Source organism: Cryobacterium sp. W22_MBD10_FK3, from assembly GCF_052113745.1.
Lineage (GTDB): Bacteria > Actinomycetota > Actinomycetes > Actinomycetales > Microbacteriaceae > Cryobacterium.
In genome coordinates this window covers 17,295-36,069 of sequence record NZ_JBGQOH010000010.1, presented here as the reverse complement: position 1 = coordinate 36,069, position 18,775 = coordinate 17,295, and the positions used below count along the sequence as shown (strand labels likewise).

At 67.3% G+C, this 18,775-nt stretch carries 18 protein-coding genes; 6 read left to right on the top strand and 12 right to left on the bottom strand.

What is annotated here, in order from left to right:
• Window positions 1-131: 131 nt before the first annotated feature.
• Window positions 132-515 (bottom strand): twin-arginine translocase TatA/TatE family subunit, encoded by a 384-nt coding sequence (locus ACEN2M_RS11295; protein WP_441648222.1) that lies wholly within the window; start codon window positions 513-515, stop codon window positions 132-134.
• An 88-nt stretch (window positions 516-603) separates the two neighbouring features.
• Here ACEN2M_RS11295 and ACEN2M_RS11290 point away from each other — a divergent pair, with 88 nt between their 5' ends.
• Window positions 604-1,236, top strand: a complete 633-nt coding sequence (locus tag ACEN2M_RS11290; protein ID WP_441648221.1) for an O-methyltransferase — start codon at window positions 604-606, stop codon at window positions 1,234-1,236.
• An 81-nt stretch (window positions 1,237-1,317) separates the two neighbouring features.
• Here the strand turns inward: ACEN2M_RS11290 and ACEN2M_RS11285 are convergent, their stop codons facing one another.
• The 3 genes from ACEN2M_RS11285 to dapE form a co-directional block, all read right to left on the bottom strand.
• Window positions 1,318-1,494 (bottom strand): DUF3117 domain-containing protein, encoded by a 177-nt coding sequence (locus tag ACEN2M_RS11285; RefSeq protein ID WP_134490381.1) that lies wholly within the window; start codon window positions 1,492-1,494, stop codon window positions 1,318-1,320.
• A 62-nt stretch (window positions 1,495-1,556) separates the two neighbouring features.
• The gene (locus ACEN2M_RS11280; protein WP_441648220.1) at window positions 1,557-2,792 is read right to left on the bottom strand and encodes a hypothetical protein; all 1,236 of its coding nucleotides are present in this window, start codon (window positions 2,790-2,792) and stop codon (window positions 1,557-1,559) included.
• A 3-nt stretch (window positions 2,793-2,795) separates the two neighbouring features.
• Window positions 2,796-3,857, bottom strand: a complete 1,062-nt coding sequence (gene dapE, locus ACEN2M_RS11275; RefSeq protein WP_441648288.1) for a succinyl-diaminopimelate desuccinylase — start codon at window positions 3,855-3,857, stop codon at window positions 2,796-2,798.
• Window positions 3,858-3,931: 74 nt separating this feature from the next.
• Here dapE and dapD point away from each other — a divergent pair, with 74 nt between their 5' ends.
• Window positions 3,932-4,927, top strand: a complete 996-nt coding sequence (gene dapD / locus ACEN2M_RS11270; protein ID WP_441648219.1) for a 2,3,4,5-tetrahydropyridine-2,6-dicarboxylate N-succinyltransferase — start codon at window positions 3,932-3,934, stop codon at window positions 4,925-4,927.
• Window positions 4,928-4,986: 59 nt separating this feature from the next.
• On the opposite strand, the gene ACEN2M_RS11265 is transcribed toward dapD, so the two are convergent.
• A complete protein-coding gene (locus tag ACEN2M_RS11265) occupies window positions 4,987-6,255 on the bottom strand; it encodes a citrate synthase (protein WP_441648287.1) in 1,269 nt (422 codons plus the stop codon).
• A gap of 342 nt (window positions 6,256-6,597) precedes the next feature.
• Between ACEN2M_RS11265 and ACEN2M_RS11260 the strand changes: the two genes are divergently transcribed.
• Window positions 6,598-7,440 carry a hypothetical protein gene (locus ACEN2M_RS11260; RefSeq protein WP_441648218.1) on the top strand — a complete coding sequence of 281 codons (843 nt, stop codon included), beginning with the start codon at window positions 6,598-6,600 and terminating at the stop codon, window positions 7,438-7,440.
• A gap of 3 nt (window positions 7,441-7,443) precedes the next feature.
• Here the strand turns inward: ACEN2M_RS11260 and ACEN2M_RS11255 are convergent, their stop codons facing one another.
• The 4 genes from ACEN2M_RS11255 to ACEN2M_RS11240 all read right to left on the bottom strand — a co-directional run bounded on the left by ACEN2M_RS11255 (window position 7,444) and on the right by ACEN2M_RS11240 (window position 10,449).
• Window positions 7,444-7,845 carry a hypothetical protein gene (locus tag ACEN2M_RS11255; RefSeq protein WP_441648217.1) on the bottom strand — a complete coding sequence of 134 codons (402 nt, stop codon included), beginning with the start codon at window positions 7,843-7,845 and terminating at the stop codon, window positions 7,444-7,446.
• Between the two features lie 117 nt (window positions 7,846-7,962).
• Complete coding sequence (dapC, locus tag ACEN2M_RS11250; protein ID WP_441648216.1) at window positions 7,963-9,078, bottom strand: succinyldiaminopimelate transaminase; 1,116 nt, start codon at window positions 9,076-9,078, stop codon at window positions 7,963-7,965.
• A gap of 3 nt (window positions 9,079-9,081) precedes the next feature.
• Window positions 9,082-9,405 carry a ferredoxin gene (fdxA, locus tag ACEN2M_RS11245; protein WP_066594116.1) on the bottom strand — a complete coding sequence of 108 codons (324 nt, stop codon included), beginning with the start codon at window positions 9,403-9,405 and terminating at the stop codon, window positions 9,082-9,084.
• A 36-nt stretch (window positions 9,406-9,441) separates the two neighbouring features.
• Window positions 9,442-10,449, bottom strand: coding sequence for a hypothetical protein (locus ACEN2M_RS11240; RefSeq protein WP_441648215.1), 1,008 nt, complete (start codon window positions 10,447-10,449; stop codon window positions 9,442-9,444).
• Window positions 10,450-10,655: 206 nt separating this feature from the next.
• Between ACEN2M_RS11240 and efeU the strand changes: the two genes are divergently transcribed.
• From efeU to efeB, 3 genes are read left to right on the top strand one after another with little or no spacing between them, the layout of a single operon-like run.
• On the top strand, window positions 10,656-11,513 hold the full coding sequence (gene efeU / locus ACEN2M_RS11235) for an iron uptake transporter permease EfeU (RefSeq protein WP_441648214.1): 858 nt from the start codon (window positions 10,656-10,658) through the stop codon (window positions 11,511-11,513).
• A gap of 33 nt (window positions 11,514-11,546) precedes the next feature.
• Entirely contained in the window at window positions 11,547-12,713 is a 1,167-nt protein-coding gene (efeO, locus tag ACEN2M_RS11230; RefSeq protein WP_441648213.1) for an iron uptake system protein EfeO, read from the top strand.
• A 26-nt stretch (window positions 12,714-12,739) separates the two neighbouring features.
• On the top strand, window positions 12,740-14,122 hold the full coding sequence (gene efeB / locus ACEN2M_RS11225) for an iron uptake transporter deferrochelatase/peroxidase subunit (protein WP_441648212.1): 1,383 nt from the start codon (window positions 12,740-12,742) through the stop codon (window positions 14,120-14,122).
• A 157-nt stretch (window positions 14,123-14,279) separates the two neighbouring features.
• Here efeB and ACEN2M_RS11220 read toward each other — a convergent pair whose 3' ends face one another.
• The 3 genes from ACEN2M_RS11220 to ACEN2M_RS11210 form a co-directional block, all read right to left on the bottom strand.
• Window positions 14,280-14,738, bottom strand: a complete 459-nt coding sequence (locus ACEN2M_RS11220; protein ID WP_441648211.1) for a hypothetical protein — start codon at window positions 14,736-14,738, stop codon at window positions 14,280-14,282.
• Between the two features lie 97 nt (window positions 14,739-14,835).
• The gene (gene typA, locus ACEN2M_RS11215; protein WP_441648210.1) at window positions 14,836-16,746 is read right to left on the bottom strand and encodes a translational GTPase TypA; all 1,911 of its coding nucleotides are present in this window, start codon (window positions 16,744-16,746) and stop codon (window positions 14,836-14,838) included.
• A 275-nt stretch (window positions 16,747-17,021) separates the two neighbouring features.
• On the bottom strand, window positions 17,022-18,716 hold the full coding sequence (locus tag ACEN2M_RS11210; protein ID WP_441648209.1) for an ABC transporter family substrate-binding protein: 1,695 nt from the start codon (window positions 18,714-18,716) through the stop codon (window positions 17,022-17,024).
• Window positions 18,717-18,775 lie beyond the last annotated feature (59 nt).

Below are 18,775 nucleotides of genomic sequence, written 5' to 3'. Positions count from 1 at the left end.
CCTGCATCCTCCCCTGGGCCGAGCGTCAGCCCGGGCGCACAAAGCTCCGTGCGCGCCAGAACGCACCCCGACCCTCTCACGCTACCCACCCGCGCCCGGCACGAGTCCCTCCAGTTCGGGCCGTCGAGGGGCTAGGTGGCCTCGGAGTCGAACGGGGCCGGTCCGGTGAGGACACCTTCCCTGGCGCGTTTCCGCTGCAGGTAGGCACTGTCGGGGTTCGGGCCCGAGCGCGAAATCACCTGGGACTGCGCCTTCATCGGGTCCTCCTCGATGAGGGCTTCCCGGATGATCCGGCGCGGGTCATACTGCCGGGGGTCGAGCTTCTTCCAGTCGACGTCGTCGAAGTCCGGACCCATCTCGTCCTTCATCCGGTCCTTGGCGCCGTTGGCCATGTCCCGCAGCTGGCGTACCAGGCGGCCGAGCTGGGCCGCGTAGTGCGGCAGCTTCTCCGGTCCGAGCAAGAAGACGGCGATGATCCCGATGAGCAGGAGCTTCTCGAACGTCAGACCGAACATGCCCTCAGAATATCCCCCCGGCGAGGCATCCCCGAACCACGGGTCCCTCCGCCGTAGTCTTGACCTAATCATCTACTGGAGTTGCGGAATGTCTGACAAAGATCTGAATTGGAAATTCGCCGACGACTCGGTGGTGGAGAGCGACGCCCTGGCCAGAGCCCGGCAGCAGTCCCTCGAACTCGGCATCGACGCCATCGCGCCATCGGTCGGTGCACAATCGGCCGTCATCGCCGCGGCTACCGGAGCCCGCAGCATCCTCGAAGTGGGCACAGGAGCCGGCGTGTCCGGCATCTGGCTGCTCACCGGCGCCCCCGGCGCCACGCTCACCTCGATCGACATCGAGGTCGACCACCTTCAGCACGCCAAGGCCAACTTCCACGAGGCGGGCATCCCCACCAACCGGGTGCGCCTGATCACCGGCCGCGCCGCCGAGGTGCTGCCGCGCATGAACGAGAACTCCTACGACATCGTGTTCGTCGACGCCGACCCGCAGTCGGTCATCGAATACGTCGAGCATGCTCTGCGCCTGGCCCGGCCGGGCGGCACCGTGCTGGTGGCCCACGCGCTCTGGCGCGGCCGGGTGGCCGACCCCGTGCAACGCGACGAGGTGGCCACCGGCTTCCGCACCCTGTTGAACGAGATCGCCACGTCCAAGGCCGTGATCAGCGCGCTCTCCCCCGTCGGCGACGGCCTGCTGCAGATCACCAAGCTGCGCGCCTAACCGCACGGGCCGTACGCGGATACAGTAATCGGCTGTGCGGAGAACCGCACAGCCGATGAGCCGAATGAATTTCGAGCGAATCTATACAGCCGGGCTGACTACACCGGCGAGCGCATCGTGAAGCTCCTTGGCTTCAGCGTCGTTCACAGAGACGACGAGTCGACCTCCACCTTCGAGCGGTACACGCACGATGATCAGGCGCCCCTCCTTTACAGCCTCCATTGGCCCGTCTCCGGTCCGTGGCTTCATGGCCGCCATGAACTCCCCTTCCATTCGTAGTCTGTACTCCTATTATCGACCATTCGGCCGTCAGACAGTAATTAGGGCGGTGTCCAATCGGCGCCATCCACACCCCAGCAGAGCAAAAGCCAGCCCCATTGGCCCAAGATCAACACCAGTGTGACCACAACGCGGTACACGATATTCCGCGGCCGTGCCAACGCGCCGAGCAGCGGGAACATCGGCATCAGCAACCTGAACACGCTCGACTGCGGAAAGAACACCGCCAGCAGGTAGAGCGCGTACGACAGCACCCAGAGCCGCAGGTCCACGCCGAGGCTCTTCACCGCCGGCGAGAACATCGCCAGAGCGAAGGCCACGATCAGCGCGATCACCGCGACGATCCCCAGCGGCGCCCCGAGCCACCAGACCCCGCTCTGGAACCAGGCCGCGAACGGCACCAGCTCCTGGTAGCCGATGTACGCGGACCGCCAGGCCAGCTCGGTATCGGTATATGCGGTGATCGACCCGGTCACCAGCCACGCGACGCCCGGCCAGGCCAGGCCCATCACCCCGCTGAAGACGGCCACGGATGATGCGGTGACGGCCTCGCGCACCGGGAAGGGGTCGCGGGCGCGGCTGTACCAGCGGTAGCCCACGTGCAGGGCCAGGAACAGCGCGAACGCCAGACCGCTCGGCCGGGTCAGGGCCATCACCGCGATCACGGGAACCAGTGCCAGGTAGCGCCGCTCCAGCACCAGCAACAGCGCCAGGGTGAGCAGCAACAGGTGCATCGACTCGGCGTAACCGAACTGCAGCAGTGGTGACAGCGGCGCGACGCAGAACAGCAGCACCGAGAACAGGGCCATCGACTGCGGCTGCACCCGCCGCATCAGCCTGTAGAACAGCAGCGCCGTGCCGAGGCTGCAGAGCACAGACACGAACACCGCCACCGGCGCCCAGGGGGCCCCTGTCAGCACCGTGAGCAGTCGCACCACCGCCGGGTACCCGGGCATGAACGCCCAGGCGTTCTCACCGATGTGGCCGTCGACGGTGACCGGCAACACCTGCGGGTAGCCGCCGACGCCCACGATGTTGTACCAGAGGCCATCCCACATGGTGGCGAAGGCCGAATAGCCGGGCTTCGCCGTCGTCCACGCATTCTGGCCCTGCACGCTGGCCAGAATCAGCACCAGGGTGGTGGTCACCAGACGGGAGGCCAGCCAGATGACGGTGACCTTCAGCCACCAGGGCACCAGCCGGTACCGAGCCCGCCAGCGCGCCGGCAGGGCGCCGGCTCGGCGCACCGGCGTGGCTGGCGAGCGGGTCGGCGGCACGGGTCAGCCGATGGGCGCGGTCAGCCAGGCGCGCAGGGCGTCCTCGCAGTCGGTGATCTGGCTCAGGGCAACCCGTTCGTCGTCGGCGTGTGCTTTCAGCGGGTCGCCCGGCCCGTAGTTCACGGCCGGGATGCCCAGGGCGGAGAACCTGGCGACGTCGGTCCAGCCGTACTTGGGGCGCGGTTCCGCGCCCACGGCCTCGAGGAACTTCAGCGCCAGCGGGGCGTCCAGGCCGGGGCGGGCACCCTCGGCGAGGTCGACCACGGTGATGTCGAAGCCCGCGAACAGCTCCTCAAGGTGCGCCACCGCTTCCGCGGCCGTGCGGCTGGGCGCGAACCTGTAATTCACGTGCACCATGCACTCGTCGGGAATAACGTTGCCGGCGATGCCGCCGCTGATGCCCACGGCGTTCAGACCCTCCCGGTAGACCAGGCCCTCCACCTCCACCTCACGCGGGGTGTAGCCGGCGAGGATGTCGAGGATCGGGGCGGCCTTGTGGATGGCGTTCTCGCCCGCCCAGGCGCGGGCGGAGTGTGCGCGTTTGCCGAAGGTGCGCACCTCGACGCGCACATTGCCGTTGCAGCCGCCCTCGACCTGGCTGTTGCTGGGCTCGCCGAGAATAGCGAAGTCGCCCTCGAACAGGTCGGGTCGGTTGGCCGCGAGCCGGCCGAGGCCGTTGAGGTCGGCGTTGACCTCTTCGTGGTCGTACCACATCCAGGTCACGTCGACGCTGGTGTCGGCGAGTTCGGCGGCCAGCTTGAGCTGCACGGCCACGCCGGCCTTCATGTCGGTGGTGCCGCGGCCCCAGAGATAGTCGACGCCGTCGATGGTCTCGAACCGGGTGGGCAGGTTGTCGTTCAACGGCACGGTGTCGATGTGTCCGGCGATCACCACCCGCTGGGCGCGGCCCAGGCTGGTGCGGGCCACGATGGTGTCACCGTCACGGATCACCTCGAGGTGTGCGGCGCCGGCCAGGGCGGCTTCGATCGCGTCGGCGAGCGGGGTCTCGTTGCCTGAGACCGACTCCACGTCGCAGACGGCGCGGGTCAGCTCGACCGACGACATGCTCAGGTCGAGGGTCGGGGCGGAAGAAGTCGGGTCTGTGGTTCGGTCTGAGGGCACCCTACTAATCTAGAGCCATGGTCACCGAGCTTCCCCCCGAACCCCTGTCAAACTCCGCCGCACCGGCCGCTTCGCACGCCTGGGGGTACGGTCTGGCCACGATCGCCGGCGACGGCACCGTGCTGGACACCTGGTTCCCGGCGCCGAAGCTGGGCGCCCTGCCCGCCGATCGCGACAGGTGGATCGTGCCCACCGAACTTGAAGAGGCCGCCGGACCCGACGCTCGACGCAATGTGCGCGTCGAAGCCGTCACCGTGGAGATCGACCTGCAGGCGGCGCCCGCAGGCACCTCGGATGCGTACCTCCGCCTGCACCTGCTCTCGCACCTGCTGGTCAAGCCCAACACCATCAACCTCGACGGCATCTTCGCGCACCTGCCCAACGTGGTCTGGACCAACGCGGGCCCGGTGCTGCCCGCCGACTTCAACCGGCTCCGCCCGTCGCTGCAGCGGCACGGCATCAACGCCACCGGCCTCGACAAGTTCCCGCCGTTGCTCAACTACGTCTCCCCCGAGCGGGTACGCATCGCCGACGCCTCCAGGGTGCGCCTCGGCGCCCACCTCTCCCCCGGCACCACCGTCATGCACGAAGGGTTCGTCAACTTCAACGCCGGCACCCTGGGTGTATCGATGGTCGAGGGCCGCATCTCACAGGGCGTCGTGGTGGGCGACGGCGCAGACATCGGCGGCGGCGCATCCATCATGGGCACGCTCTCCGGCGGCGGCACGCAGCGGGTCACCATCGGCGAGCGGGCGCTGCTCGGCGCCAACTCGGGCATCGGCATCTCCATCGGTGACGACTCGGTCGTGGAGGCGGGCCTGTACGTGACCGCCGGCACCAAGGTGGTGCTGCTGGATGCCGCACGCACGGCCGACGGCGCCCCGCGCACGGCCAAGGCCAAGGACCTCTCCGGGGTGCCGAACCTGCTCTTCCGCCGCAACTCGCTCACCGGCGCGGTCGAGGTTCTCCCCCGCCAGGCCGGCATCGTCCTGAACGCGGCCCTGCACGCCTAATCTCCAGACAGCGCAAAAAACCCCTTCCCGGCGGGAAGGGGTTTTTTGATGTCGCGGAACTACGCCTGCGGGTAGTCGCGGGCCACGGAGCCCGTGTAGAGCTGCTGGGGGCGGCCGATCTTGGTCGCCGGGTCCAGGTTCATCTCGCGCCAGTGTGCGATCCAGCCGGGCAGCCGGCCGATCGCGAACAACACGGTGAACATGCGCGGCGGGAAGCCCATCGCCTTGTAGATGACGCCGGTGTAGAAGTCCACGTTCGGGTAGAGCTTGCGCTCCTTGAAGTAGTCGTCGTTCAGCGCGATGAACTCGAGCTCCTTGGCGATGTCGAGCAGGTCGTCCTTCACCCCGAGGGCCTCGAGCACGGCGTCGGCGCTCTCCTTGACGAGCTTGGCGCGCGGGTCATAGTTCTTGTAGACCCGGTGGCCGAAGCCCATCAGGCGCACGCCGGCTTCCTTGTTCTTCACCCGCTCGACGTACTTCTGCACGCCTTCGCCGGAGGCCTTGATGTCGCTGAGCATGGTGAGCACGGCCTCGTTGGCGCCGCCGTGCAGCGGGCCGGACAGCGCGTTGATGCCGCCGGAGACCGAGGCGAACAGGTTTGCCTCGGTGGAGCCGACCAGGCGCACGGCAGACGTCGAGGCGTTCTGCTCGTGGTCTTCGTGCAGCATGAGCAGGCGCTCGAGCGCCTTGCTCACCACGGGGTTCACCTGATACGGCTCGGCGAGGGTGCCGAAGTTGAGCTTGATGAAGTTGTCCACGAAGCTCAGCGAGTTGTCCGGGTACAGGAACGCGTGGCCGATGCTCTTCTTGTGCGCGTAGGCGGCCATCACCGGCAGCTTCGCGAGCAACCGGATCATCGACAGCTCCACCTGCTCGGGATCCTTGGGGCTCAGGGAGTCCTGGTAGTAGGTCGACAGGGCCGACACACCGGCAGAGAGCACCGACATCGGGTGCGCATTGTGCGGCAGGGCGTCGAAGAAGCGGCGCAGGTCTTCGTGCAGCAGGGTGTGACGGCGGATGCGGGTGTCGAACGCGCTCAGTTCGCTCTCGCTGGGCAGTTCGCCGTAGATCAGCAGCCAGGCGGTTTCGAGAAAGCTGGAGTTCTGCGCGATCTGCTCGATCGGGTAACCCCGGTAGCGCAGGATTCCCTGTTCGCCGTCGATATACGTGATGGCTGACTTCGTCGCCGCCGTGTTCACGAATCCCGAGTCGAACGTGGTGAAGCCGGTCTGTTTGGTCAGCGTCGCGATGTCGATGCTGGATGGGCCGTCTGTGCTACCCAGGATCGGGAACTGCGCCGTTCCTCCCGGGTAGGTCAGCGTGGCCATCTGCGGGCCCGGTACGGGCCGATCGATGAACTGCGGCTCATTGGATGGTGTTCGCTGCGCGACGTCGCTCACGGCGCCTCCCTGGATTTCAAAGCCTTCCGGCTGTTGGTCTGTGGCGGTCCGCCGCAGCACGCTCCTGGTGCTTGGCAACGATAACCCGCCTACAGCCTATTCCGCCGAGGGGCATACTGTTGCATCCGCCAACATCGACCGGAGTCCGTTGGCGCTACACCACAGGTAGTACTGCGGTGCAGGCGCCCTGACTTCAAGCGTACCGCCGCGCCCGGCACCGCTAGGGCCAGAGGACTCTAATCGACGGCGCTGATCCACTAGCGTGGTGGCATGAAGCGACATGTTAAATGGCTGATCCCGTTGCTTCTGATCCCGGTCTTGTTCTACGGCGGCATGTATTCGTCGTCCGCGCTCAGCACCGCCTCCGAGGCCGCCGACAACCCAGGTTTGGCTCTTGCCGCCGTGGGGCTCTTCCTCGTCGGCCTGATCGGCCCGGTCGTGGCTGTGGTCGCAGCCATTGTGGCGGGAGTGCGCACCTACCGGCAGTGGCGACGCTCGAATGGCCATTTCAGCCCGTCGGAGCGTGCGGTCAACGCAGTCCGCGGCCAACGGGAACACTCCTCCACCGCCGCGTGGTCCCAGGCTCAGGCGCTGCGGGCCAGCCTGATTGCCCGCGAGGTTCCGCCGGCGATCCGGGTGTGGGAAGTGGTGCCCAATGCGGGCGAAGTCATGTTTTTCGACCTCTCCGCGGATTACGCCCGGTATTACGGCCGCGATGTGCAGTACTCGCAGTCGGGTGGTTTCTTCTTCGGGCACCCCGCTTTCGTGCTGGCCGGGCTCGCCGCCACGGGCATCGGCAACACCCGACGACGGAACGCCGCCATCGCCGCATCCCAGGCCACCTGGCGCGAGAGCCAGCCGGCGAGGGTTGTCGTCACCAATCAGCGCTTGGTCTGCCACGCGGGCGGCCAATGGCTGTCGTTTCCCTACTCGACCATGACGGCGGTGTACCCCGAGGTCGACCGCTGGACCTTGATCTGTGAGTTCGGCGGCACCGCAGAGCCGCTCCTTCTGGCCGGGCCGGATGCGGCCCTGATCAGCGTCATGACCGTGCTCCTCACTCACGGTGCGGATGCCGTCGCCGAGCATCCCAGCCTCCAGCGCCTGGGCTGAACCTCACCCGTTCGGGCGGGTCAGGGCGAAACTGTAGGCCTCGAAGAGCACCTCGCTCCACGCGCCCGCACCCGCTTCCGCTTCCGCTTCGGCTTCCGCCGAAAGCCGCACCCACTCGCGCATGGTGCGCACGCCCATCACGACGGGATCCCCTGATCGCCTGGCGACCAGGTCCCGCACCCGGTCGTGCGGGAGCTTGGCGACGAGATCGCCGTTGCGGCCGATAAACGCGAACATCTTCCCGTGCACCTTCACGCCGTCGCCGTTGAACATCCGTCCGTGCGTGACCGGCGGATGCGCCGGAAGCTTCGCCACCAGCGCGCTCAGGGCGGAGACGCCGATGGCGTAGTCGTCCACGGGGTCGTCGTCCACGGGGTCGTCGACCGGGTCCACTCCGTCTGCCATGCTCCCAGCCTAGACAGGCCTCTGCTGAGCACAACTCCTGCAGAATCTGGTCACCGCGGGTCGCCGCCCGCGGGATTCCCGGCATCCGAGGGCGGCCGACCTCAGGAAGTGCAGGAGTTACGCACCGTCGGCCCAGGCCAGGAGCCGGGCCGCTGCCGCGTTGATGCGCTCGTCGCTCGCCGTGAGCGAAAACCGCACGTGCCGGGGGTAGAAGTCGCCGTAGAAGGGGCCGGGACCGGCCAGAATCCCGAGCTCGGCCAGCTGCCGGATCGACTCCCAGGCGTCCACGCCCTTGGTCGCCCACAGGTACAGGCCAGCCTCGCTGTTCTCGATGCGGAAACCCGCGCTCAGAAGCGCCGGAAGCAGAATCTCACGACGGGCCCGGTAGCGCTCGCGCTGCACGCTCACGTGCTCGTCGTCGCCCAGGGCGGCCACCATGGCGGCCTGCAGCGGGGCCGGCAGCATCAGGCCGGCGTGCTTCCGCACGGTCAGCAGCCGGCCGAGCACCTCGTCGCAGCCGGCGGCGAACGCGCCGCGGTAGCCGGCCATGTTCGATTGCTTGCTCAGCGAGTAAATGGCCACGATATTGTGCGTGTCACCGTCGGTGACGCGGGGGTCGAGGATACTCGGGATCGGCTCGGCGTCCCACGGCGCGGCCCAGCCCAGTTCGGCGTAGCACTCGTCGTTGACAATCACGGCGCCGAGTTTCCTGGCGCGGGCAACGGCGGCGCGCAGGGCGTGGATGGAGAGCACCCGGCCGTCGGGGTTGCCGGGGCTGTTCAGCCAGATCAGTTTCGTCGTGTCCGGCCACTCGGCGGGATCGTCGGAGGGGAAGGCATCCGCCCCGGCCATGGCCGCACCGATCGCGTAGGTGGGGTACGCGGCCCGCGGGTGCACGATGGTGTCGCCCTCACCCACGCCGATCATGAAGGGCAGCAGCGCCACCAGCTCCTTCGAGCCGATGGTGGGCAGCACGTTCTTCTCGGCCAGCCCGGTGACGCCGCGGCGGCGGGCGTACCAGTGAATGATGGCCTGCTGCAGGGCCGGCGTGCCGGTGGTCTGCGGGTAGGCGTGAGCATCCGTCGCCTGGGCCAGGGCGGCCTGCACGACGGGCGGGGTGGCGTCGACGGGAGACCCGATGGACAGGTCCACGATACCGTCGGCATGCTCCCTGGCCTGCCGTGCGAACGGCAGCATGGCGTCCCAGGGGTAGTCGGGAAGTGGCTTGAGCACGCTCTAGTGCTGGACCTGGGGCGGGAGCACCGAGATCACCGGGTGGTCCTTCGCGATGACGCCCACCTTGGCGGCGCCGCCGGGCGAGCCGATATCGTCGAAGAACTCGACGTTGGCCTTGTAGTAGTCCGCCCACTGTTCGGGCAGGTCGTCTTCGTAGTAGATGGCCTCGACCGGGCAGACCGGTTCGCAGGCGCCACAGTCGACGCATTCGTCGGGGTGGATATAGAGGGAACGCTCACCCTCGTAGATGCAGTCGACGGGGCATTCGTCGACGCAGGCGCGGTCCTTGACGTCCACACAGGGCAAGGCGATCACATACGTCACAGTGGCTGAATTCCCTTCACGAACAGAGTAATCAGTCTACGCCGTCGGTCGTCTGGCCGGAATTCGTGGCCAGGCGATCACCAACGCGGCGAACAACGCGGGCACCATCGTCCAGACGGTGCCGAGCACGCCGGCGGGTATCAGCACCGAACCGCCGGTGCTGCGCAGCGACAGCAGGAACACGGTGCCGATGAGGCCGACAGCGGCGGCGAGCACCACGAGTCTGTCCCGCACCACAAGGCGCAGCCCGAGCACCAGCGTGCAGCTGGCGAGCAGTGACAGCACTAGACCGACGGGGATCGTCAGGGAGCCCAGCGCGAAGGTGGTCTGGTGGGCCACGGTACCCAGAATCCCGAAGAGCACCCCGGCGGCGAGGGCCATCAGGGTGGCCAGCAGCCGGCTCCCCGCGCTGGGGGCCTCGGTCTCGGCCGGGCGTGCAGGGCCGGTGCCGCGCAGATACGTTTCGGTGCCGGTGACGAGAATCTCCGCCCCTGAATTCAGACGGACCACCCGGCCGTCAACCTGCCACCGCGCGGGATAGGCGGCCAGCGCGCTGAGCTTTCGGTCGATGTGGTCGCTGACATCGATCGCGGTGAGCCGCGCTCCCGGCGACGTCTCCACCCGGCTGCTGAGAAAGACCGGCAGGCCGTGATCTCCGGCTGCCTCTGCGGCCACCTGGCGCAGTGCCGGGTCGACGGCGGCGACCACGACGGCAGTGGCTTTCGCCTCCGCGAAGGCCGCGCCCAACGCCGCACGGCCCTCGACCGAGTCCGGCGAACCGTCCAGCACGCGCCAGCGCGCGGGATCGGTCTCACCCAGGGCCGTGCGGGCGGCCTCGACGGCAGCCGCGCCGGCCGGTAGGTCCGTGGCTGCAGGCACATCGCCGCCGGCGTGGGTGTCGGGCGCTTTCGCCCAGCCGAAGAGCACCGTGACCTCGGCGTCGTCATCCAACAGCCGCGCGATGGTGCCGCCGGTGAGCAACGACTCGTCACCGGGGGTGTTGAGCACGAAGACCACCCGTTCGCCGCTTCCGGACATAAGCATGGGTGACTCCTGAACAACGTGGCCGCGTGACCGACGGGCGGGTGACCTGACTGACCGAACGCGTGTCGGGCCGCTGACAAATCTTAGCTGGACACATCCGGCGATCCTACGTAGAGTGGGTGGGTAAGGTAAGCCTTACCATTGTTGTCGCACCACTCCTCAACACCCACCCCACAACACCCACTCCACAACAACCGGGAAGCTCTGTGCTCGCAAACTACCTGATCGGCCTGCGCGAAGGACTCGAAGCAGCGCTGATCGTGACGATCCTGATCGCCTACGTCGTCAAGATCGGCCGCCGCGACGTGCTCGGGCGACTCTGGGCCGGCGTCGGGCTTGCCGTTCTCCTGGCACTCGTGCTTGGCGCCATCCTCACCTTCGGCACCTACGGCCTGAGTTTCGCCGCGCAGGAGACCATCGGTGGGCTGCTCTCCATCATCGCGACGGGTCTGGTGACCTGGATGGTGTTCTGGATGCTGCGCACGGCCCGCGACCTCAAGGGGCACCTGCACGGCAGCATCGACAGGCACCTCGCCGGCTCCGGCCTGGGCCTGGTCCTGGTCGCGTTCCTCGCGGTGGGCCGGGAGGGCATCGAGACGGCACTGTTCATCTGGGCGGCTGTGCAGGCCACCGGAGAGACCACGCTGCCGCTGGTCGGGGCGAGCCTGGGCATCCTCACCGCAGTGGGATTGGGCTGGCTGATCTACGCCGGCATGCTCAAGATCAACCTCAGCCGGTTCTTCACCTGGACCGGCGCCATCCTCATCATCGTTGCCGCCGGGGTGCTCTCCTACGGTGTGCACGACCTGCAGGAGGCCGGCATCCTGCCCGGGCTCAACGCGCTCGCGTTCAATGTCTCCGCGGTGATCCCCCCGGACAGCTGGTACGGCACCCTGCTCAAGGGCACCCTCAACTTCTCGCCGGCCACCACCTGGCTGGAGATGTTCGCCTGGATCGCCTACACGGTGCCCACCCTGACTCTCTTCATCGTGAAGAGCCGTCAGGCTAAGCCGGCACCGTCAGCACCAGTGCACCAGCCCGCACCCGCGGTTCTCTCCCACTAACCCCACCCGCACCGCCTCCCTCTAAGGACTCCCATGCGCGCCCGCCTCCTCCCCCTCGTCGCCGCCTCAGCCGTCGGCCTGCTCGCCCTGACCGGGTGTGTGGCCAACGCCACAGACGCCGACTCGGCCAACGCCGCCCTCACCGTGGACAGCAGCGCGGATGCCTGCACGGTGTCGGCCGCCGAGGCGCCGTCGGGCAACCTCAGCTTCGCGGTCACCAACTCCGGGGACCAGGTCACCGAGTTCTACCTCCTGGCCGAAGACGGCCTGCGCATCGTCGGCGAGGTCGAGAACATCGGCCCCGGCCTCAGCCGCGACCTGGTCGTGCAGCTCGCTCCCGGCAACTACCTCACCACCTGCAAGCCGGGCATGGTCGGCGACGGCATCGACAAGACCGCCTTCACCGTCACCGACTCCGGCGACGAGGTGGTGGATGCCGACCTGGACGCCCAGGTCGAAGTCGCCAACACCAACTACGCGGCATACGTGCGCGACCAGGTCGCCCAGCTCCTCACCGGCACCCAGGCGTTCGCCGACGCCTACCTCGCCGGAGACGACGACACCGCACGTGCCCTGTACGCCCCGACCCGTGCGCACTGGGAGCGCGTGGAAACCGTCGCGGAGTCATTCGGCGACCTCGACCCGCAGCTGGACCTGCGCGAGGCCGACCTCGAGGAGGGCCAGGACTGGACCGGCTGGCACGCCATCGAGAAGGACCTCTGGCCCGCCGAGGCCGAAGCCGGCTTCGCCGCGTACACGCCCGAACAGCGCCAGAACTTGGCCGACCTGCTCGTCACCGACACCGAAACGCTGAACGACAAGGTACAGGACCTGGACTTCACCCTGTCCCAGCAGACCAACGGCGCGATCGGGCTGCTCGACGAGGTCGCCACCGGCAAGGTCACCGGCGAGGAAGAGTTCTGGTCGCACACCGACCTGTGGGACTTCCAGGCCAACATCGACGGCGCCAAGGTGCTCTACGCCGGGGTGCGTGACATCCTGATCGAGGAAGACGCCGACCTGGCCACCGAGCTCGACACCGAGTTCGCTGCCCTGCAGGAACTGCTCGACGCCCAGCGCGTTGGTGAGGACTTCACCCTGTACACCGACCTCACCCCCGCCGAGGTCAAGGCCTTCGCCGATCAGGTGAACGCCCTCGGCGAGCCGCTCAACCAGCTGACCGCTACGCTCGTGCTCTAACCCCGCCCGAAAGAAGCCCCACCCGCATGAACGACTCCCCAGCCCCCGACTCGACAGGCGCCACCGCAGGCACGCCTCCCGACGGCAGCGCTCTCGAAAGCACTACTCGCGAGGGCACTGCTCGCGAGGGCACTGCTCCGACCGCAGCCCGCGGCCTGTCCAGGCGGGGGCTGTTCGGTCTGGCGGGGGCCGGGGTTGCCGGGCTCGGGCTCGGCATCGCTGGCGACAGGGCAGCGCTGGCGGTCGCCGCATCGTCGGCCCAGACCAGCGCGGGTGCGGTGTACCCGTTCTTCCAGAAGCACCAGGCCGGCATCGTCACCCCGGCCCAGGACCGGCTGCACTTTGCCGCGTTCGACGTGACCGCCGGCACCAGCCGGGCAGACCTCATCGAGCTGCTGCAGGACTGGACCGTCGCGGCCGCGGCCATGACCGCGGGTCAGGATGTCGGCGACTACGGCTCCGTCAGCGGGCCGTACGACGCTCCCCCCGAAGACACCGGCGAGGCCCTCGGCCTGCCGCCGGCCGGGCTGACGATCACGTTCGGTTTCGGGCCCAGCCTCTTCCAGACCGCCGAGGGCGTTGACCGCTTCGGCCTGGCCGCCCGTCGGCCGGCCGACCTCGTCGACCTGCCGCACTTCCCCGGCGACATGCTCGAAGAGACCAGGAGTGGCGGCGACCTCTGCATCCAGGCCTGCGCGGACGACCCGCAGGTGGCGGTGCACGCCATCCGCAACCTGTCCCGCATCGCGTTCGGCCGGGCCGCGATCCGGTGGTCCCAGCTCGGTTTCGGCCGCACGTCGTCCACCAGCACCAGCCAGGTCACCCCGCGCAACCTCTTCGGGTTCAAGGACGGCACGGCCAACATCAAGGCCGAGGAGCCTGCCGCGGCCACCGAACACCTCTGGGTGGGCAGCTCGGACGGGCCCGCCTGGCTCGCGGGCGGGTCGTACCTGGTGGCCCGGCGCATCCGCATGACCATCGAGACCTGGGACCGCACGAGCCTCCGCGAGCAGGAGACCGTGATCGGCCGCAACAAGGGCGAGGGCGCCCCGCTCTCCGGGGGTACCGAGTTCACCGAACCCGACTTCGAGCTCGCCGGTCGCGCCGACCAGCCGCTCATCGACACGGCGGCCCACGTGCGCCTGGCGCACCCCACCCAGAACGACGGCATCCGCATTCTGCGCCGCGGCTACAACTTCGTCGACGGCAACGATTCCCTGGGCCGGTTGGACGCCGGGCTGTTCTTCATCAGCTTCCAGCGCTCACCGGAGAGTTTCACCGCGGTGCAGCTCAACCTGGCTCGCCACGACGCCCTGAACGAGTACATCAGGCACGTCGGCTCCGCGCTCTTCGCCGTGCCGCCGGGAGCGGCAAAAGGCTCCTACGTGGGCGCGCCCCTCTTCGCCTAGCTCCCCGCCTCGCTCCCCCACCGCCGAGCACTTCCGAGTGGCTCCGCGGCAGAGCAACGGCGGTTTATGGGGACAACGAACGGAAAAAAGGTCACCCCAACCGATTCCGTCCTAATCTCGTCACTTCTTCCTCATTTGCCGACGTGCACGAGGCCGCCTAGGCGGGCGCGACTGTGTAGAGCACACCGTCCGGGGTGCCGGCGATGGTGACGACGTAGGTGTCGTTGACCAGGGCCACCACTCCCACATCGCCGACGTTGGCGGAGGAGCTGGTGTCGGGCACGTAGCCGGCATCGACGAGCTTCTGCTCGGCGTCGGCCAGCGGGTCGGCGGCACCGGAGGCGATGGTGACCACCCAGCCCTGATCGCCGTTGGTGGTGTTGCCGGCACCGAACTTGATCTCGCCCTCGATCACGGGGATCTCTGTCGGCCAGCCGTCCGGCAGCGCTCCGCCGAGGCTGACGTCGCCGTCGGTTGCGCCCTGCACGGCGCCGTTCACGGCATCCTGCACCTGGGTGTCGGAGCAGCCCGCGAGTGCGGGTGCGACGGCCACGAGTGCCGCCACGGCCAGGGTCATCCGCAACCGTGACGTTCTCGTCGTTGATCCAGGGGTCATGGTTTCCTCACACATTGTCGAAGGGCTGACAAAAAACCGCAGGCACCCCGCGCCGGAAAACCGGAACAGGATGCCTGCAGCAGATGGAACTGTTGATCTAGTTCGCGTCCTGCTTCTTCAGACGCGAGACGTTGCGCTGACGAGCGGATGCGGCGAGCTCGACCTTGCGGATACGAACGACGGCGGGGGTGACCTCGACGCACTCGTCTTCGCGGGCGAATTCCAGGCACTGCTCGAGGGTGAGCTGCTTGGACGGCGTCATCGACTCGAAGGTGTCAGACGTGGACTGACGCATGTTGGTCAGTTTCTTTTCCTTGGTGATGTTGACGTCCATGTCGTCGCCGCGCGAGTTCTCGCCGATGACCATGCCCTCGTAGACCTCTTCGGTCGGGTTGACGAAGAACTGCATGCGCTCCTGCAGAGCGATGATGGCGAACGGCGTGACAACACCGGAGCGGTCAGCGACGATCGAGCCGTTGGTGCGGGTGTTGATCGTGCCGGCCCAGGCCTCGTAGCCGTGGAAGATCGCGTTGGCGATACCGGTACCGCGAGTGTCCGTGAGGAACTCGGTGCGGAAACCGATCAGGCCGCGCGACGGAACGATGAATTCCATGCGGACCCAGCCGGTGCCGTGGTTCGCCATGTTCTCCATGCGACCCTTGCGGGCGGCCAGGAGCTGGGTGATCGCGCCGAGGTACTCTTCCGGCGAGTCGATGGTGAGGTGTTCGTACGGCTCGTGGATCTTGCCGTCGACGCGCTTGACGACTACCTGCGGCTTGCCGACGGTGAGCTCGAAGCCCTCACGACGCATCTGCTCGACCAGGATGGCGAGGGCGAGCTCGCCACGGCCCTGGACTTCCCAGGCGTCCGGACGGCCGATGTCGATGACACGGAGCGAGACGTTACCGACGAGCTCCTTGTCGAGACGGTCCTTCACCATGCGGGCGGTGAGCTTGTGGCCCTTGACCTTGCCGATGAGCGGCGACGTGTTGGTGCCGATGGTCATCGAGATGGCGGGGTCGTCGACCGTGATGGTCGGCAGCGGGCGCGGGTCCTCGGGGTCGGCGAGCGTCTCACCGATGGTGATGTCGGGGAATCCGGCGACGGCGACGATGTCACCGGGGCCGGCGCTCTCGGCCGGGTAACGGTCGAGGGCCTTGGTGATCATCAGCTCGGTGACGCGCACGTTGGCGATGCTGCCGTCGTGCTTGATCCAGGCCACGGTTTGGCCCTTTTTGATGGTGCCCTGGAAGATGCGCAGCAGCGCGAGGCGGCCGAGGAACGGCGAGGAGTCGAGGTTGGTGACCCAGGCCTGCAGCGGGTGCTCGTCGTCGTAGACGGGAGCGGGGATGTGCTCGAGGATCGCGCCGAAGAGCGGCTCGAGGTCATCGTTGTCGGGCAGAACGCCGTTCTCAGGCTTGTTCAGGCTGGCAGCACCGGCGCGACCGGAGGCGTAGACGACGGGGACGTTGAGGACCAGGTCGAGGTCGAGGTCGGGAACGTCGTCGGCCATGTCGGATGCGAGGCCGAGGAGCAGGTCCTGGCTCTCTTCGACGACCTCATCGATACGAGCGTCGGGACGGTCGGTCTTGTTGACCAGGAGGATCACCGGCAGGTGCGCCTCGAGTGCCTTACGCAGCACGAAGCGGGTCTGCGGCAGCGGGCCCTCGGATGCGTCGACGAGGAGCACGACACCGTCGACCATGGACAGGCCGCGCTCGACCTCTCCACCGAAGTCGGCGTGGCCGGGGGTGTCGATGACGTTGATGGTGATGGGACCGTCGGTGGCGTGAACGCCCTTGTACGAGATCGCCGTGTTCTTGGCGAGGATCGTGATGCCCTTTTCGCGCTCGAGCTCGTTGGAGTCCATCGCGCGCTCTTCGGTGTGCGAGTGCTCGGCGAACGAGTTCGTCTGCTGGAGCATCGCGTCGACCAGGGTCGTCTTGCCGTGGTCAACGTGGGCAACGATTGCAACATTCCGGAGGTTATTGCGGGTAGCAATCGCCATAAAAATAGATCCTTACGAAGAATGGATGCCGCGGAAAATCACATGCGGCGCAGAGTGGATGAGTGGGGTCACTACGGACCCAAGGGTCTATGCTACCGTACTCGACCCACTTCTCGTCGGGCCGGGCCCGATCACTCCTATATACAGTGCGCTAACAGCCCATGAACCGGTCCCCCACACACGGGGTAGACGACGGATGGGACGCGGCCTCGGCCACGTCCCATCCTGAGGTCAGGTGCCGGCCGGTGCCGGCGACATGAGCTCTGTTCGCAGACTTACTTGGCCCAGCCCACGACGGTCCAGTCGACCGACTGGAACTGCTTGGCACCGTAGTTGACCAGCCCGTCCTTGACCGCGTACACATTGGGCAGCGGGGCGACCGGCACGATCGGCACATAGGCCGCGAGCACCTTGTCGATCTTGTCCGCGATCTTCAGGCGGGCATCGGGGTCCAGCTCGGCGTTGGCCTCGTCGAACAGGCCCTCGAGCGAGTCGTCGGTGATTCCGGTGAAGTTCGACTCGGAGTCAACCGGCGAGAACAGCGCTTCGGTCGACGAGATCGGGAAGGCGGTGCCCTGCCAGGAGAAGCTCGTCATCTCGTAGTCGCCGGGGATGATGTAGTCCGAGAAGTACTTGGCGGCGGGAACCTCGTCGAGTTCGACGGTGACACCCACATCCTTGAGGTCGGCCTGAACCTGAACGGCGCGCTGCTTGTTCGTCGGGGTTTCGGCGGGCACCGTGATCGAGAGAGTCAGCACATCGCCGTCCTTCTCGCGCAGTCCGTCGTCGTTCAGTTCGTAGCCGGCCTCGTCGAACAGTTTGGCTGCAGCGTCGACATCGAAACCGATGGCAGCTCCCACGTTGTCTTCGTAGCCCTTCTGGCCGGGCATGAACACGTAACTGCCCTGCGTGGTGGCGGGTACTCCCACCGGGGTGTTGGCGGATTCGGAGATCAGCTCCCGGTTCACGGCGTGACCGATGGCCTGACGCACCTTGACGTCGGCGAGCGGGCCCTTGGAGCCGTTCATGGTGACGTGGGTCCAGGTGAGACCGCCGGATGCCTGGATCTCGGCATCCGTACGCTTCTTCGCGGTCTCATACGCGTCGGCGTTCGAGGAGATGTACAGCACGTCCGTCTCGGAGTTGCCGAAGGACGTCGGCGCGGTTGCGGCGTCGATGACCTTGACGATGATGGTGTCGAGCTTGGGGGTCTCGCCCCACCAGACCGGGTTGCGCACCAGGGTGACGACCTGGCCGGAGGTGTCGATGTCCGAGATCATGAACGGGCCCGACGACGGCACCGGGGAGTCGAGGTAGCCGGCGTTGAAGGTCTCGGGCGTCGCTGCGGCGGCGGCCGGAAGGACCCCGGGGGCTCCGACGAGGATGGACTGCCAGTCGGCGGTGATCTTGTCGAAGGTCATCGTGAAGTCGAAGTCGGTTCCGGTTGACTCGATGGCGGTGATGTCCTCGAAAATCGCCGTGGATGCCGGCAGATACGCCTCGTTGCTGCCGTTGACGGCCTGCCAGGTAGCGACGTAGTCCTTATAGGTGATCGGCGTGCCGTCTTCCCAGACCGCTTCGGGATTCAGCTTGATCTCCACAACCTGGGGATCCTCGCTGACGACCTCGGCCGAGATTGCGTAGTCGGGGTCGATCTCGGGAGTGCCGTCCTCGCCGATCCGGATGGGTCCACCGGTTGTCGGCGAAATCGTGTTGATGCTGTCGACCTCGTTGCCGTCGACCTCCCAGGAGTTCCAGTTGACCGGCATGGAGCCGATGGAAAGGTTGAGGGTGCCGCCATCCTGCACATCGGCGGCGTCGGCAGCGGCCCAAGCGGTGCTGGGCAGTTCCTCGGCGGCGCCGGAACTTGAGGTATCCGTGGCGGTGTTGCCTGGCGCGCAGGCTGTGAGCAGTAGGGCAGACGCACTCAGAACGGCGACTGCCGCAAATGCGGTGTTTCTACGACGCATAGGGTTTCTCCTTCTTATCTTGGTGAGGGCTGTGCTTGCTGTGCTGGGCTTCAGGTGCT